Annotated in this window: 12 protein-coding genes; 4 read left to right on the forward strand and 8 right to left on the reverse strand. The window is 52.8% G+C overall.

From position 1 onward, the window contains the following. Window positions 1–362: 362 nt before the first annotated feature. Complete coding sequence (locus B5D23_RS01095; protein WP_078683544.1) at window positions 363–2,333, forward strand: methyl-accepting chemotaxis protein; 1,971 nt, start codon at window positions 363–365, stop codon at window positions 2,331–2,333. Window positions 2,334–2,912: 579 nt separating this feature from the next. Here B5D23_RS01095 and rnhA read toward each other — a convergent pair. The 8 genes from rnhA to B5D23_RS01135 all read right to left on the reverse strand — a co-directional run bounded on the left by rnhA (window position 2,913) and on the right by B5D23_RS01135 (window position 10,759). Then, complete coding sequence (gene rnhA, locus B5D23_RS01100; RefSeq protein WP_078683545.1) at window positions 2,913–3,380, reverse strand: ribonuclease HI; 468 nt, start codon at window positions 3,378–3,380, stop codon at window positions 2,913–2,915. Beyond that, on the reverse strand, window positions 3,377–3,886 hold the full coding sequence (locus B5D23_RS01105; RefSeq protein WP_078683546.1) for a hypothetical protein: 510 nt from the start codon (window positions 3,884–3,886) through the stop codon (window positions 3,377–3,379). Before B5D23_RS01105 ends, rnhA begins: the two co-directional genes overlap by 4 nt. Window positions 3,887–3,973: 87 nt before the next feature. Beyond that, a complete protein-coding gene (locus B5D23_RS01110) occupies window positions 3,974–5,245 on the reverse strand; it encodes an ABC transporter permease (protein ID WP_233813592.1) in 1,272 nt (423 codons plus the stop codon). Next, window positions 5,196–5,876, reverse strand: a complete 681-nt coding sequence (locus B5D23_RS01115) for an ABC transporter ATP-binding protein (protein ID WP_078683548.1) — start codon at window positions 5,874–5,876, stop codon at window positions 5,196–5,198. Before B5D23_RS01115 ends, B5D23_RS01110 begins: the two co-directional genes overlap by 50 nt. Continuing rightward, window positions 5,876–7,138, reverse strand: a complete 1,263-nt coding sequence (locus B5D23_RS01120) for an efflux RND transporter periplasmic adaptor subunit (RefSeq protein WP_078683549.1) — start codon at window positions 7,136–7,138, stop codon at window positions 5,876–5,878. The genes B5D23_RS01115 and B5D23_RS01120 overlap by 1 nt, the downstream gene beginning before the upstream one ends. 4 nt (window positions 7,139–7,142) lie before the next feature. Then, complete coding sequence (locus B5D23_RS01125) at window positions 7,143–8,891, reverse strand: aldehyde ferredoxin oxidoreductase N-terminal domain-containing protein (RefSeq protein ID WP_078683550.1); 1,749 nt, start codon at window positions 8,889–8,891, stop codon at window positions 7,143–7,145. Next, complete coding sequence (locus B5D23_RS01130; protein ID WP_078683551.1) at window positions 8,888–9,322, reverse strand: 4Fe-4S binding protein; 435 nt, start codon at window positions 9,320–9,322, stop codon at window positions 8,888–8,890. Before B5D23_RS01130 ends, B5D23_RS01125 begins: the two co-directional genes overlap by 4 nt. Window positions 9,323–9,391: 69 nt before the next feature. After that, a complete protein-coding gene (locus B5D23_RS01135) occupies window positions 9,392–10,759 on the reverse strand; it encodes a phosphomannomutase/phosphoglucomutase (protein ID WP_078683552.1) in 1,368 nt (455 codons plus the stop codon). Window positions 10,760–10,960: 201 nt separating this feature from the next. Between B5D23_RS01135 and hflK the strand changes: the two genes are divergently transcribed. From hflK to B5D23_RS01155, 3 genes are all read left to right on the forward strand, one after another. Then, on the forward strand, window positions 10,961–12,034 hold the full coding sequence (gene hflK, locus B5D23_RS01140; protein WP_078683884.1) for an FtsH protease activity modulator HflK: 1,074 nt from the start codon (window positions 10,961–10,963) through the stop codon (window positions 12,032–12,034). A 2-nt stretch (window positions 12,035–12,036) separates the two neighbouring features. Further along, on the forward strand, window positions 12,037–12,888 hold the full coding sequence (hflC, locus tag B5D23_RS01145; RefSeq protein WP_078683553.1) for a protease modulator HflC: 852 nt from the start codon (window positions 12,037–12,039) through the stop codon (window positions 12,886–12,888). Between the two features lie 742 nt (window positions 12,889–13,630). After that, window positions 13,631–14,353, forward strand: a complete 723-nt coding sequence (locus tag B5D23_RS01155) for a LexA family transcriptional regulator (RefSeq protein WP_078683555.1) — start codon at window positions 13,631–13,633, stop codon at window positions 14,351–14,353. Window positions 14,354–14,366: the final 13 nt, after the last annotated feature.

Raw genomic sequence — 14,366 nt, forward strand, 5'->3', positions numbered from 1 at the left:
CGCTCCTGTGAACGCTTTTGCTTGTGTGGGGAAAAAGCGAAGGCAAGAAGTGTTGAGAGGGTATTTTCTGTAAAAAAACAGATGAAGAGAGAAATTTTTTTAGAGAGAGATTTTTTTTGAAAGGCAATAGGATTTTTTGTTTTGGGTGCCATGAGGCTTGGAAAAAACGAATTTTGAAGGATAGAAAATCTTATTTTGTAGTCTGTGTTTTGTATATACAGAGCGTGAAACACTGTTGATTTCTGTACTCTATCGGTTGTATCGATTGATGAGTTGAACAAGATGGAGTGAAATCTGTCTGTATTACGTCAAGTTTTACACCACGTCGTGATGAAAATCTAAATAGACCAGAGGAAGGGGCTATGAAGGTAAAAACAAAATTAGTTATAATTAGCATTGTCGCAGTTATGGGGCTAGGGGCATTGCTTGCACTTAGTATCTTGGGTGGCAATCATATGCAGGCCGCTTCAAGACTTGAATCAGAGGCTTCTGACGCGCTTATTTCTATGCTGCAGGCTCGGCGACAGGAAAAGAACTTTTTCCTGCGCAAAGATGTTGTCTGGTACAAAAAAGCGCAAACAGAAGTTGAAGAACTGAAGGCGCACCTCGCCAAGATTACTGAGTTGGATAGCTCTATGGCGGATCAGGTCCAGAGTGCTTTGCTCTTGGTCAACCAGTATGATTCGAATTTGGCCAAGATTGTTGCAACAGAGCAGGAACTTGGCCTTTCTGCCCTTGAAGGTTTACGCGGAAAGGTTCGCAAAAATTTCAGGCAGATGCAGGACCGGCTTCGTATTCTTGAGGCAGACGACATTTATGCAACGCTGATGCGAGCCAGAAGTGCAGAAAAGAATTTCATTTTGTGGAGTGACGATGTTTCTCTGACAAAGTATCGGCAGGAAATGGATGCGGTGAAAACCGGTCTGGGGGCGTCTACAAAGGTCGATGCTCGCAGTTACTCCGAGCTTCACGAGATGTTGGGCGAGCATGAAGCTGCATTTGATCTGCTCGTTCAGAAAGTACGGCTCAAGGATTCGAGCCTGAATGAAAATATTATTGTGGCGCGTAAGGTTGAGCCTATTGTTCAGAGCATTGCAAGTGCTGCTGCGCTTCGTGAAGTGCATGTCTCCCACAGTGTTCTGGCGATGGCCTTGCCTGCTGGCATTGGCACAACAATTTTTCTGATTATTTTTGTTTTCTTTGTCGCTCGTTCCATTACCAACCCGCTGGAGCAGCTCCAGACCTGTGCTCGAGAAGTGACCAAGGGGCATTTCCGCGCTGTATCGCGTGTGACTTTAGCTGGCGAGTTTGAGGCGCTTCGGCACGATCTTCAGCTCATGGTTGAGAGCATCAAGAAGGCGATGGAAGAGGCACACCAGAAGAGTGATGAGGCCGAGGCTCAGGCCAAGCTTGCTGAGGAAGCTCGTCACAACGCAGAGAAGGAAGAGCAGCATGTCCGCGGAATTTTGACCAAGATTCAGGACGTTGCCGCGCAGTCTTCTGAAATAGCTGACTCCTTGTCGACTGCCTCTTCACAGCTTGCTGCCGAGGTTGAGCAGACTTCCAAGGGCGCAGATTCTCAGCAGACGCAAGTCACAGAAACTGCCGCAGCAATGGAGCAGATGGCTGCCGCTGTTTTGGAAGTTGCCCGCAATTCTTCTCATGCAGCACAGAATGCCGAGAACAGTCGTAATGACGCCATTGAAGGGCAGGCTCGTGTGGGCCACACTGTCGCCGATATTGCTGATGTTGAAGACAGCACGCATGAACTTTCTGCCGTTATGGATGATTTGAGTGAAAAAGCTCAGTCCATTGGGCAGGTTATGGATGTGATTGCTGACATTGCAGATCAAACAAACCTTCTCGCCCTCAACGCCGCCATTGAAGCCGCTCGCGCTGGTGAGGCTGGACGCGGTTTTGCCGTCGTTGCTGACGAGGTGCGCAAGCTTGCAGAAAAGACCATGTCTGCCACTCAGGAAGTCGGGCACGCTATTTCTGGAGTTCAGGATTCTGTTCAGAATTCTGTCGAGAAGCGGCGCGTTGCAGAGAAAGCCCTCGCCGCGACGGTAAAGCACGCTCGCGAAGCTGGCGACATGCTCACCAGTATTGTTGAGAAAGTTAACGAAACAGCGCAGATGTCTCAGAGTATCGCCGCTGCCGCAGAAGAGCAGTCTGCTGCCTCTGAGCAGATTAATCACTCCATTGACGAAATTAATCAGGTCTCCAACGAGACCGCCGCTGGTGCCGAAGAGTCTGCTAGCGCTATCCGCGCTATCGCTCATCGCGCTAACGAACTGCAAGGCTTGATTCAGGAGCTGCGCAGCATGGCGTAGCTTAGCAATTGGGCGCGGGAGGATTTGGGGCCAGCCCCAGCACGTGAGTGCTGGATGGGCGGGTGAGGGAAGATTTGGGGGCCTGCCCCAGCGCGGTAGTGCTGGATGGGTGGGTGGGGGAAATTGGGGGCCAGCCCCCAAACCCCCGCGTAAGGGAATGATTCCCTTACGTATCCTCATCGAGTTTAAAAACCGTTCAAGCTTCGCTTGGACGGTTTTTAAACTTGTTGGGGCTGCCTAAAGCGGCTTCTTCTCTTTCTCGTGCGTTCGCCACCATTTTCTTTCTGAACGCGAGCGTTCAAAAAGAAAATAAGTGCGGCAGAAAAAGGCAGAAGAACACGCAATCGGGAAACGCCACTAGGCCAAAATTAAAGGGCCGGATGTAAGGGAAAGCCAACGGCTTTCACACATCCGGCCCTTTAATTTTGGGCGATAGCGGGATTCCCAAGGGCCTCGTCCTTGGGCGGGGTCAAGGGGCAGCGCCCCTTGCAGGGTTTGGGACAGCGTCCCAATAACCCCGCCCACCCAAGCGCCCCTTGCAGAGGTGCGGGGACAGAGTCCCCGCCAACCCATCCTCGCTTATTCAGTAAATCCAGGGTCCTTAGGGAGTCCGGGGAGCTGAGCGGCTTCTTTTGCGAGGATGTCGCAGCGCTCGTTGTCGGGGTTCCCGGAGTGCCCTTTGACCCACTCATATTGAATGGAGTGCTTTTCGATGAGGGGGATAATTTTTTGCCAAAGGTCTTTGTTCTTAACGGGCTTTTTACCGGCGGTTTTCCAGCCGTTTTTGAGCCAGTTCTTGAGCCATCCTTTCCGGATAGCGTCGAGAAAATACTTTGAGTCAGAGTAGAGGACGACGTCGCAGGGCCGGGTCAGGGCCTGGAGAGCTTCGATAACGGCGGTGAGTTCCATACGGTTGTTGGTTGTATTCTTAAAACCGCCAGAAATTTCTTTGTAGTTGTCCTTGTAGCGAAGGACGGCGCCCCAGCCGCCGGGGCCGGGGTTTCCGAGGGCGGAGCCGTCGGTGTGAATGATTGTTTTATCGCTCATTGTGGTCCTGTTGTGTTGAGTGATGCAAGGTCTTCCCAAAGGGTTGCAAGGGCCTTGAGAATGCCAGTGGGCCAGCTGTCGCGGGCGAAATACTCCTTCATGAGCTGCGCAAGCTTGGCGGGATATTCCGGGCCAAGGGCGCGAGCCATGAGCGGAGGGAAGAGAAAGCGGGCATCCTGCGTCGCGGTGTTCACACCCACGTAGAGTGTTCTGTTGTCGAGTTTTTGAGGGATGTCGACGGGCTTGTCAGAAATATCAATGCGAACGGTGATGCCGTACTCTTTTTCGATCATCTGGGCGAGTTCGCGAATGTCCTTCTTCTGCTGCCGGGAGAGCTGCCCGGTGCTGTCTTTGAAATCCGCGCGGGCCTGAATTTCTTCGATAGTGTTGTCAAAATGCTTTGTGTAGAGCCAGCCTACGCCAATGAAGACGCAGATAAGGAGCATGAGCCGGAGAAAACGAACGCCGCCGGAACCGGATTCTGGCGGGAGCAGAGAAAAACGCATGGTGCCTCCTTGCACGCGAAAGTCAGCCGTGGGCAGAAAAAAACATAAATAGGGTATAAAGCGGGTGAGCTTTGCGTCAAGCGAAGCTTACTTGCCGCGGAGGGCGTCGACTGGTGCCATTCGTGCAGCGCTGCGGGCGGGGCGAATGCCAAAAATGAGACCAATGAGCGCCGCAGAGAGGAGAGAGAGGGCAAAAACCTTGAAAGAAAATTCAATGGTCAAAATACCGAGACTGCTGAGTGTCTGCCCAAGAGCCATGCCGAGAATCATTCCGAGAAGGGCACCAAGACAGGTTAAAATAACGGCTTCAAATAAAAACTGGAGCGTCAGCTCCCAACTCTTGGCGCCAACGGCTTTGCGAAGACCGATTTCTGCGGTGCGCTCGTTGACGCTGATGTAAAACAGGTTCGCAAGGACGAAGCCGCCAACAATCATGGCGACGGCTGCTGTGACGCCGAGAAAAATAACGAGGCCACCCTTGAGCATCCCGACAAACTTGATGATTTCGTCGGCAGTGAGAATGGTAAAGTCGTCGTCATCGCCGGGGCCAAGCTTGTGGAGGTGACGCAAAAGAGAACGTAAATTCTCGGCGTTTTGCGGCATGTTCTGGGCATCGCGAAACTTGATGCGCAGGGCACGAAAATATTTGCGATCAAGATTGAAGCGCTGGGTGAGCGTCGTGAGGGGGATGATGACGCGTTCGTCAAGGTTGTTGCCACCGCCAGAAAAACCGCGATGGGTGAGAAGCCCGACAACACGTACGGGAAGATTCTGTAAAAAAATAGTGCGGCCAAGGGGTGTTTCGTTACCGAAAAGTTCCTCGGCAACGGCGGAACCAAGAAGCGCAACTTTTGCGCCGCGCATGACGTCCTCGCGGGTGAAATCGCGGCCTTCGGCAAGCGGCCAGTTCCAGACCTCGGCGTAGCCTTCTGTGGCTCCAACAATGGTGGGCACCTCAAAGTTTTTGTTGCCAGCTCGTGCCGTGATGTTGCTGATGCCGCGCATGGGAACCACAAGATAGGCTCCGGGGAGAGACTGGCGCAAACGGAGGACATCCGACCACGAAAGCGTCTGATTCCGTTGCCCAACAGCTCGGCTTTTGATGTCGCCACCAAGCACAAAGGCAGCATCAGGGCCAAACATCGACATGATTTCCTTGGTGCGACGTTCTGCACCATCGATGGACGTGACAATGATGGTCAGGGCCGCAATGCCTAGAGCAATAGCGGATATGACGAAGAGAGAGCGGAGACGGTAGGCCCGTACGGCCTGCGCGGCAAAACGCGCGGCGCGTCGAACGTGCAGGAGCCTAGACATCGGCGATGCGGCCATCGGTGAGGTGAATGTGGGTGGAGGCATAGGCGGCGGTGTCCTCGTCGTGAGTCACGATGACCACGGTTTTCCCGACGTCGTGAATCTTGGAAAGAAGCTCCATTATTTCTGTGCTGGTGCTGCTGTCGAGCTGCCCTGTTGGTTCATCCGCAAAGATGATGCTGGGGCGATTGATAAGCGCGCGGGCAAGGGCGACGCGCTGCTGCTGCCCACCAGAAAGCTGGGAAGGGCGAAAGCTTGACCTGTCGCCGAGTCCCACTCGGTTGAGCAGGTCTTCTGCACGCTCGGTGAGGGCCTTTCGTGACTCTGGACCATAGAGACCGGGGAGGAGAACGTTTTCCAGCGCGGAGATGTAGGGGACGAGATAAAAGCTCTGAAATACAAAGCCAAAGGAGGCATTGCGCAATCCACTGAGTTCATCATCGTCCATCGTACCCACAAGAGAACCGTTGAGCGTGTATGTCCCGGCCGTGGGGCGGTCGAGGAGACCAAGAATGTGGAGCAGCGTGGATTTTCCTGAGCCGGAGCTGCCAGTCAGGGCAACAAAGCTGTTTTGCAGGATGTCGAGGGTGACGCCCCGAAGAACCTTTGTCACGTTGTCGCCCTGCACATACTCCCGGGTGATGTCTTTGAGGCTGATGAGAGATGTGTCGGTCATTATTTCTTTGCCCCTGTGCCGGAAAGAACGAGACGGGTCGCCACGGAATCACCTTCGGAAAGTCCTTCGAGAATTTCAGTGCGCTCGGCTCCAGCAAGCCCAAGCTTGGGATGAATCTTGCTGACGCGGCGACCATTGACCAAAAAGACCGTCTGGGTGCCATCAATCCACTTGAGTGCGGCATTGGGCAGGGTCAGGACATCGTCCTTGGCCGAAACAATGATGCGACACTGGGTGGTCATTTCTGGGCGCAGCTGCTTTGCCGTGTTGGTGTCCACAATGACAAGGGCCTGATAATAGACAATGTTGTCCCGGATTTCAGGCTCTGGGTAGACCTGGTCTATGGTGCCGTGAAAGACGGCATTGGGGTAGGCATCGACCTGAAATTCAACAGGCATTCCGTGCTCAACCTGCCCGATGTCGGTTTCGTCGACATAAATCCACATCTCAAGACGCGTTGGGTCGAGAACCGTAATTAGATTTGTGACCTGAAGGCCAGAGACCACGGTTTCGCCTTCCTGCGCCGTGACCTGACTTACAACGCCAGTGAGAGGACTCATGATGCGGGTGTAAGAAAGCTGTGTCCTGATGCTGGCAAGGTTTGCCTCGGCTTCGATGATGCTTTTCTGGGCTTTGACTTTTTCCTTTTTGAACTCGGCTGTCAGGCGACTCTCTGCGGCCTGCCGGGCGCGAAAAATGTTGCCTTTGACCTTGGAGTTCTGAAAGGCGTCGTCAAGCGTGTCTTTGGCAATGAGTTCCTGCTTGAAGAGGCGCTTCTGACGACGCAGGTTGTCTTTGCTGTAGTCATACTCCGCACGTGCCGCATCAAGGTTGGCCGTCGCTTCCAGAATCTGGAGAGGGTACACCGCTTCGACCCGCTCCAGCTCAGAGCGGGAGCGGTCCAGACGGGCAAGGGCCTCTCGTTCGTCGGCGCGCAGCTCACGGTCATCAATGACCGCAATCAGGTCGCCTTCTTTGACCCGCTGCCCAACCCGGACATTCATGGACGTGATGCGCCCTGTGGCCTGTGCGCCAATTTTGACGATGGCTCCAACCTGCGCCTTGATGATTCCTGTGGCGTCGAGGCTTTTTTGAATGGTTCCTTTGCTGACGGTGCCTGTTTCCAAAACTTGGGGTGCATCAGAGTCGCGTCCAAACACAAAGAGTGCCACGAGCAGGGCAAAAAGAAGTGCTCCGGATATGGCGAGAGGTTTTTTGTGTGTACTGGCGAAATCCTTTAGAGCAGAGCTGTTGACGGGCATGCGCTTATTCCTTGTGTATCAGTTCGCGAATCGCTGCGGCGTAGTGCTGCTTGAGCTGTTCGACGTAGCCTCCATCAATGGGGCCTTTCCAGGTCTCTACTTCGAGAAAACGTTTTGGGATTTTGACTGATTCCGGGGCAAAACCACTGTCGATTTTAAGTTGCCAGCGCAGACGCTGACCTTCTCGACTTGCGGCATCAAGACGTTTTGCCGCATCACTCAGACCAAGAGAGCTGAGGGCGGCTGCAAGGCGTTCCGGGGTGTAGACCTTACGCGAGAACAGGCAGGCCACCATAGAGGTGAGCATAACCCGCTTGTGCTCATCGTCGATCATGTAGTCTACGGCTGCGTCCGCGTCCTGATCGCCCGGTTCTATTTTTTGGTCATAACTGTAGGCGCCGCTGTCGAGGTGAGAGTGCCGAAAGCCCAAAGCCTGCGACACGTAATACACTTCACCTGTGGCATATCCTGCCATTTCCTGCCCCAGAACACAGGCAAAGTCCTCTCCACCGAATATGCTGGCGGCGTGCAGTGCTCCCTTGGCAAGTGCGGCGTAAAATTCGTTCGTACTGCGCGCAAGGTGGGGCATGGCCTGAATAAATCCGGTTTTGTCGCCACTTTTGAGCTCGACAATGGTTTCGGCGGTGCTGATGAGCTTTTTGTCGAGCGCCTCGGCTGCCCAGGCAAGGGCAACGCCCGCACTCATGACGTCCAGCCCTTCGCGCTCGCACTCGTCCATGACTGCCAGCACGTCAGAGGCCTGCGTCAGGCCGAGCATGGAGCCACAGGCAAAGATTGGCTCATAGTCATAGGAGACCTGCCGGTACAGGTATTCATTTTCGTCGGCGAACTGCTCGCGAAGAAGCCCTATGTGAATGCAGCCGACAGGGCAGCCTGCGCAGGCTGTCTGGCGCAGAAGCAATTCCTTGGCAAAGCGTTCGCCAGAGATGCCATCAATTTCCGGACGGGTGGTCTTTCGGAGGTTGTCCCATGGCAGGGCCTTGAGTTCGTTTAGGGCCAGCAGATTCTCTGCGGTACCAAGATCGTGGTATTTGCTCATCATACCGGGCTTGGTCACGTCCTTGTAGATGTCCGCAAACAGGTCTTTGTATTCCTTGGACTGGGGCAGTTCCTGTTCTGCATCCCCGAGGACCGCAATGCCTTTGAGATTTTTGTTCCCCATAACTGCGCCAGAGCCAAGGCGGCCAAAATGTCGAAAGGAATCGACATTGATGCAGGCAAAGGCGTTTTTGTGTTCTCCAGCAGGCCCAATGCGAATGATGCTGCCATGCCCGTCAGTGGGGCATCGTTTCCGAAGGTATTTGCCTGCGGCAAAAACGTCAAAGTTGTGCAGGTAGGGGACGGGTTCCAGCTCAATGTGCCGTCCGCCAATGCGCAGGAAGCTGAGTTCTGGAGCCTGTCCGGTGATGACAATGGCGTCATAGCCTGCAAAGCGCATGGACAGGGCCAGACGGCCACCTGCATGTGATTCGGCAAACTGTTCGTTGTATGGGGACTTGAAGGCACAGACGACCTTGCTCATAAGGGGGAAAAAGCCCGTGAGAGGGCCGATGGTGAAGATGAGGGGCTGAGAAATATCGTGAGCAGGAAGCTCGGTGCTTCCAAAATGTTCAAACAGTGCAGCGGCAAGGGACGAACCACCGAGGTGCTTTGCGACAGACGAAAAGTCCTGACGCTTGCCTCGGCCTGTGTTCAGGTCCATGTGCAAAATATGAAAGGCGCGATCGGTCATGATGAGCCTCCTGTCTGCTTGGGATGTGTGGGCTTTTCGGTAAATTCCAGACAGTTTTGGGGGCAGAAGTTCACGCACTGGCCGCAGTGTATGCAGACATAGGGTGCGTTTTCATCGGGACTCATAAAGATGGCGTCAACAGGGCAGGCTTTGGCGCACTGCCCGCAGTGAATGCAGAGCTTGGAGCGATAGGTCACGCCACCGCCTTTTCTTTGGCGCATGGCTTCTGTGGGGCAGGCAAGAGAGCAGGGAGCAGGGTCGCAGGCGAGGCAGGTTTTTGCTTCAAAGCCCGTGGTGAGTCCGCCAGCAGAGGCAATGCGTATGCCGCAGCGGTCCCATGAAAGAGTTTTGTGGACAAGTCTGGCACAGGCCAGAGAGCAACTATGGCAGCCGATACAGCGTTCCATATGGCTGGCGCGCAAAATTTTCATGGCTCAGCCTCCTGCGGAAAAAAAGGGGGAGTCTGTGCTCCCCCTTTTTTTCCGCGAAAAGGTTGGTTTTTAGGACATTTCCTGAATCCACTCCGCCAGAGGGACTTCAATGACCTTGCGGATTTCTTCCAGCCGTTCAGGGGATTCTGCCTCAAAGCGCAGAACAAGCACGGGCTGGGTGTTGGAGGCGCGAAGCAGTCCCCATCCATCCGGAAAGGTGATGCGTACGCCATCAACGTCGATTATATCATAACGTTCACGGAAATAGTCCTGTGCACGTTTGACAACGTCAAATTTAATGCTGTCAGGGCAGTCCTTGCGGATTTCTGGCGTGTTGTATGTGGTGGGCCAGTCGCTCAGGAACTGGCTGATGGGCTGGCCGTGCTTTTCGCTCATGATTTCTACGATGCGCTGTGCGGAGTAGCATCCGTCATCAAAGCCATAGTAGCGGTCAGCAAAGAACATGTGTCCACTCATTTCGCCAGCCAGAAGCGCTCCTGTTTCTTGCATGCGGGCCTTGATTAGGGAGTGCCCTGTCTGGCCCATGATCGGGGTGCCGCCGTGGTTGGCAATATCGGTGTACATGAGATGGGTGCATTTTACTTCGCCAATGACTGTTGCACCGGGGTGCTTTTCCAGCAGGGCGCGGGCATAAATGGCAAGCAGTTTGTCGCCATAAATCATGTTGCCCTGTTCGTCGATAACGCCAATGCGGTCGCCATCACCATCAAGCCCGATGCCGAGGTCTGCACCTTCGGCCTTTACGCGCTCAATAAGATCAGTCATATATTTAGGGACGATCGGATCGGGGTGATGGTTCGGGAAATCTCCATCAGGTTCGCAGTACTGGTCAATAACTGTTGCACCAATGCGGGTCAGCAGTTCGCGGCAGACTTCGCCACCTGCGCCGTTGCCACCATCGAGAACAACCTTGACGGGGTTCTTGAGCGTGGTCTGGGAGGCCAGATCTTCAAGGTAGCTTGGGGTGATGTCGTGCTGGCTGGCAAGGCCAGAACCAGTTTCGAATTCACCAGCTGCCATGATTTTGTAAATTTCCTGAATCTCTTCGGAATGGATGGTGCTTTCGCCTGCCCACACCTTAAAGCCGTTGAACTCCGGCGGGTTGTGGCTGGCAGTAATCATAACACCTGCTTTTCTTTTGAGCTTTTTGCAGGCAAAGTAGAACAGCGGTGTGGCAACCATATCCAGAAAAACAACATCAACGCCCGTTGAGAGCAGTCCGTTAACCATGCTTTTCTGATACACAGGTGAAGAATGGCGGCAGTCGTGGCCAACCACGGCCTGTGTGTACCCATGACGGCGGAAATATGTGCCGCAGGCTTTTCCGAGGGTTTCGACCCATTCAGGATCAAAATCCTGATCTACAATGCCTCGAATGTCGTAGGCACGAAATATTTCCTGGTTAATTGCTTTCATGTGTCCTCCGATTTGGTCCGCACAAGGTCGTGAGTAAAGATTGCGGAACAGGGCTTTACCATATTAGACTTAAACTTCGGTTCCCAAATTTACAAGCACGACGTTTTTTTTCTGTGTTACGAAAGCTGTGTTATGCAGCTCAAAGAGGCCAGACGAACGGCTGTTTCTGGCCTATGCATTACTGAAAATAATGGGGTTATTATGAATTGGGATTGGGAAAAACTCCAGGAAAAACGGAAGACTCAGCCCGGTGGCGGCGGTGGTGGTCCTCAGCTCAATGATGTGAACATTGACTGGGATCGCTTCCGGAATTTTCGCTTTCCGGCGTGGCGTCTTCTGCTTGGCCTGATTGTCCTTGGCTGGCTTGCCTCTGGTATTTACATTGTTGGTCCTGACGAAATAGGCGTTGTTCAGCGCTTTGGTGCCTACAGCGGGGAAAGTGGTCCCGGTCCACATTATCACCTTCCGTTCCCGATTGAGCGGGTCCAGACACCCAAGGTGACCCAGATTCGACGGGTCGAAGTTGGTCTTCGCAGTACGCGACGTTCTGGAAACTTCTCGCAGGCATCCTTTCAGGATGTTCCTCAGGAATCCCTCATGCTGACTGGCGATGAAAACATCGTCGACGTGCAGTTTATTGTGCAGTACCTGATTAAGGATGCACGGGACTACCTGTTTAATGTGAAAAATCAGGAAGAAAGCGTCAAGAACATCGCCGAAGCTGCAATGCGCGAAATCATTGGCCGGAGCCGTATTGATTCAGTTCTGACCTCTGACAAGCTTGTGGTTCAGACCGAAGCCAAGACCCTGATGCAGGACATGTCTGACAAGTACAAGCTCGGGGTTCGCATTGTGGCGGTCCAGCTCCAGAATGTCCATCCTCCAAAAGAAGTTATTGATGCATTTAAGGATGTTGCTTCTGCCCGTGAGGACAAGAGCCGTTTCATTAATGAAGCCGAGGCCTACAAGAATGACATCCTGCCCAAGGCCCGTGGTCAGGCGGCTGTGCTGGTGAATGAGGCCGAAGCCTACAAGCAGCAGCAGATTCGTCGTGCAGAAGGTGAAGCAGCCCGCTTCCTGTCTGTGTACACGGAATATGCCAAGGCCAAGGATATTACCCGTCGCCGCATGTATCTTGAGACCATGGAAAAAATCTTCTCGTCCAAGGACATGGAAAAGATTCTGATGTCGAGTGATGCCCTGCGCGGAGCTGTGCCGTATCTGCCGCTCAGTCCTCTTGGGCATGGAACCCGAGTTCTGAAAGGAGGGGAATAGAAATGTCCTCCAGTAAAGCGATTTCCCTTATTGTTGGCCTTGCTGTGCTCCTGCTTGTTGGGACGCAGAGCTTTTACACCGTCGATCAGACGCAGGTTGCTATTGTGCTCCAGCTGGGCAAGCCTGTTGGTGGCGTGAAGGCTCCGGGCCTGCATTTCAAGATTCCGTTTATTCAGGTCGTGTTACCGTTTGATGCCCGTGTGCTGGAACATGATGCCAGACCAGAAGAAATTCTGACGCTCGACAAGAAAAACATGCTGGTGGACAATTTCACCAAGTGGCGCATTGTTGATCCTCTGGAATTCTATCAGACCGTGCGCACGGTAGAGAACGCCAAGTCTCGTATTGAGGACATCATTTATTCGCAGCTTCGTGTTTCTCTTGGCCGTTACACACTGGTCGAGGTCGTGAACCAAAAGCGCCCGCAGATTATGCAGGAAGTCACTGAACGGGCATCCAAGCTCATCAGCGAATATGGCATTGAAATTGTGGACGTGCGGATTAAGCGAACGGATCTTCCGTCCGAGAATGAACGGGCTATTTTTGGCCGCATGCAGGCAGAACGTCAGCGTCAGGCCAAGCAGTACCGTTCGGAAGGGCAGGAGGAAGCTGCAAAGATTCGTTCTGCAGCGGACCGTGACCGGGCACTGCTTGTTGCCGAAGGCAAAAGAAAGGCCGAGGTCCTGCGAGGCGAGGGTGAGGCAGAAGCAACTCGTATTTTTGCAGATGCCCTGAAAACATCTCCCGAGTTTTACTCTTTTGCCAAGAGTCTTGAAGCATACGAAAAGAGCTTCAAGAATAATACTCGCGTTGTGCTGACGCCGAATAATGAGTTTTTAAAATATATGAAGTAATTGGTCTGACCAATTAATTGAAAGGCACCCATGAAAATGGGTGCCTTTCTTTTTTTTGCATTTATTTCCGGTATATTACTCTATAGGCCAATGAGAGGGTCTATTTTTGACAATAGTGTGAATACCGATCTGTCTAATATTTATAATCATTAAAAACAGACAATTAGAGCCTAAAATGTCAGCTTGCACTATAGGGTAATTGACAAAGAAGACTTAATTACTATGATTAGTCACACTCGCAATGAGTAAAAAAATTGATTATGGCTCAATCAATCGGAATGGTCGATACATTTCCGGATTCTAGTCAGCCGTGCCCATGATTCTCTTCCTCTTCACTCTCGCTCTCGGAATATTGGACCACAGGTTGGAAGACCATGTGTTCGGCTAGTCTACGCTAAACTGAGCTTTGCGTGGGGGTCTTCCCGGCGGTCGGGACGGACTGGGAAGAAGGTGTCGCGGCACTCCCAGCGCAACGAGCTGTTCAATACGTTTGGCAGGAGACCGGTTCCCTTTCACTATGTGTGTCATCATGGAAGGGTGGACTCCAATCATGTGTGCAAGGTCTTTCATTTGTACGTCATGGTACGCTAACCAAGCGCGAAGCGCTGCTTGACGATTAGCGGGGGCACGGTCAACGATTTTACCTAACTGTTTTTGCATGAAATTCCCTCTTCGGGATGGACTATATAGATTAGCAGATATGCTTGTCAAGAACGAAGAGTGGGATCTGAGGACAAGACGAATGAGCAAGATTAGTTCTAAGTATGGGCAAGGCTTTGTGCAGGTTGTGGAGCGCATTAAAGATGCGACATCCACCCGCACCCAGGTCGAGCTTGCAAACGTGCTGGGCATCCGTCAGTCCAGCATTTCTGATGCAAAGCGACGCGACTCTGTGCCTGCTGACTGGTTTTTGACCCTGTTCCGCAAGTTTGGTCTTAATCCAGACTGGCTGGCCATGGGCCGGGGACCGAAGTACATCAAGACCAAAGAAGGCTATCAGCCTTTTGACCAGCCTGCGCTTTCTGAAACGCTTCACGAAGAAGGAACGTCCTACGGCGATCCTATGGCTGCAGGTCAGGTTGTTTCCTATTATGGCATGTCTGGCGATCTGACTGAAAAAGGTCAGTGGAAGCCCATCGCTAAAGGAAAAATCATTATTCCGTCCAGCTTCAACCGTGACTCCCTTCTGGTTGTTCAGGTTGATGGTTCCGGCATGGAACCCCTGATTCGCCGTAAGGCTATCATTGGTCTGGATCGCGATCAGAAGTCTGTGACTTCTGGAGAAATTTACGGCGTCCTGGTACCTTTTGAGGGATTGGTCCTGCGCCGGATCTACTTTGACTCTCAGGCCAACCTGTTTGTCCTGAAAGCAGAAAATCCGAATCACGTTGACCAGCACATTTCCATTGAAGACTACAGTGAAAAAGTTGTTGGCCGCATGGTCTGGATGATGCAGGAAGCGTAAGCAGTTAAGAATT

It is taken from the genome of Desulfobaculum bizertense DSM 18034, from assembly GCF_900167065.1.
Taxonomy (GTDB): domain Bacteria; phylum Desulfobacterota; class Desulfovibrionia; order Desulfovibrionales; family Desulfovibrionaceae; genus Desulfobaculum; species Desulfobaculum bizertense.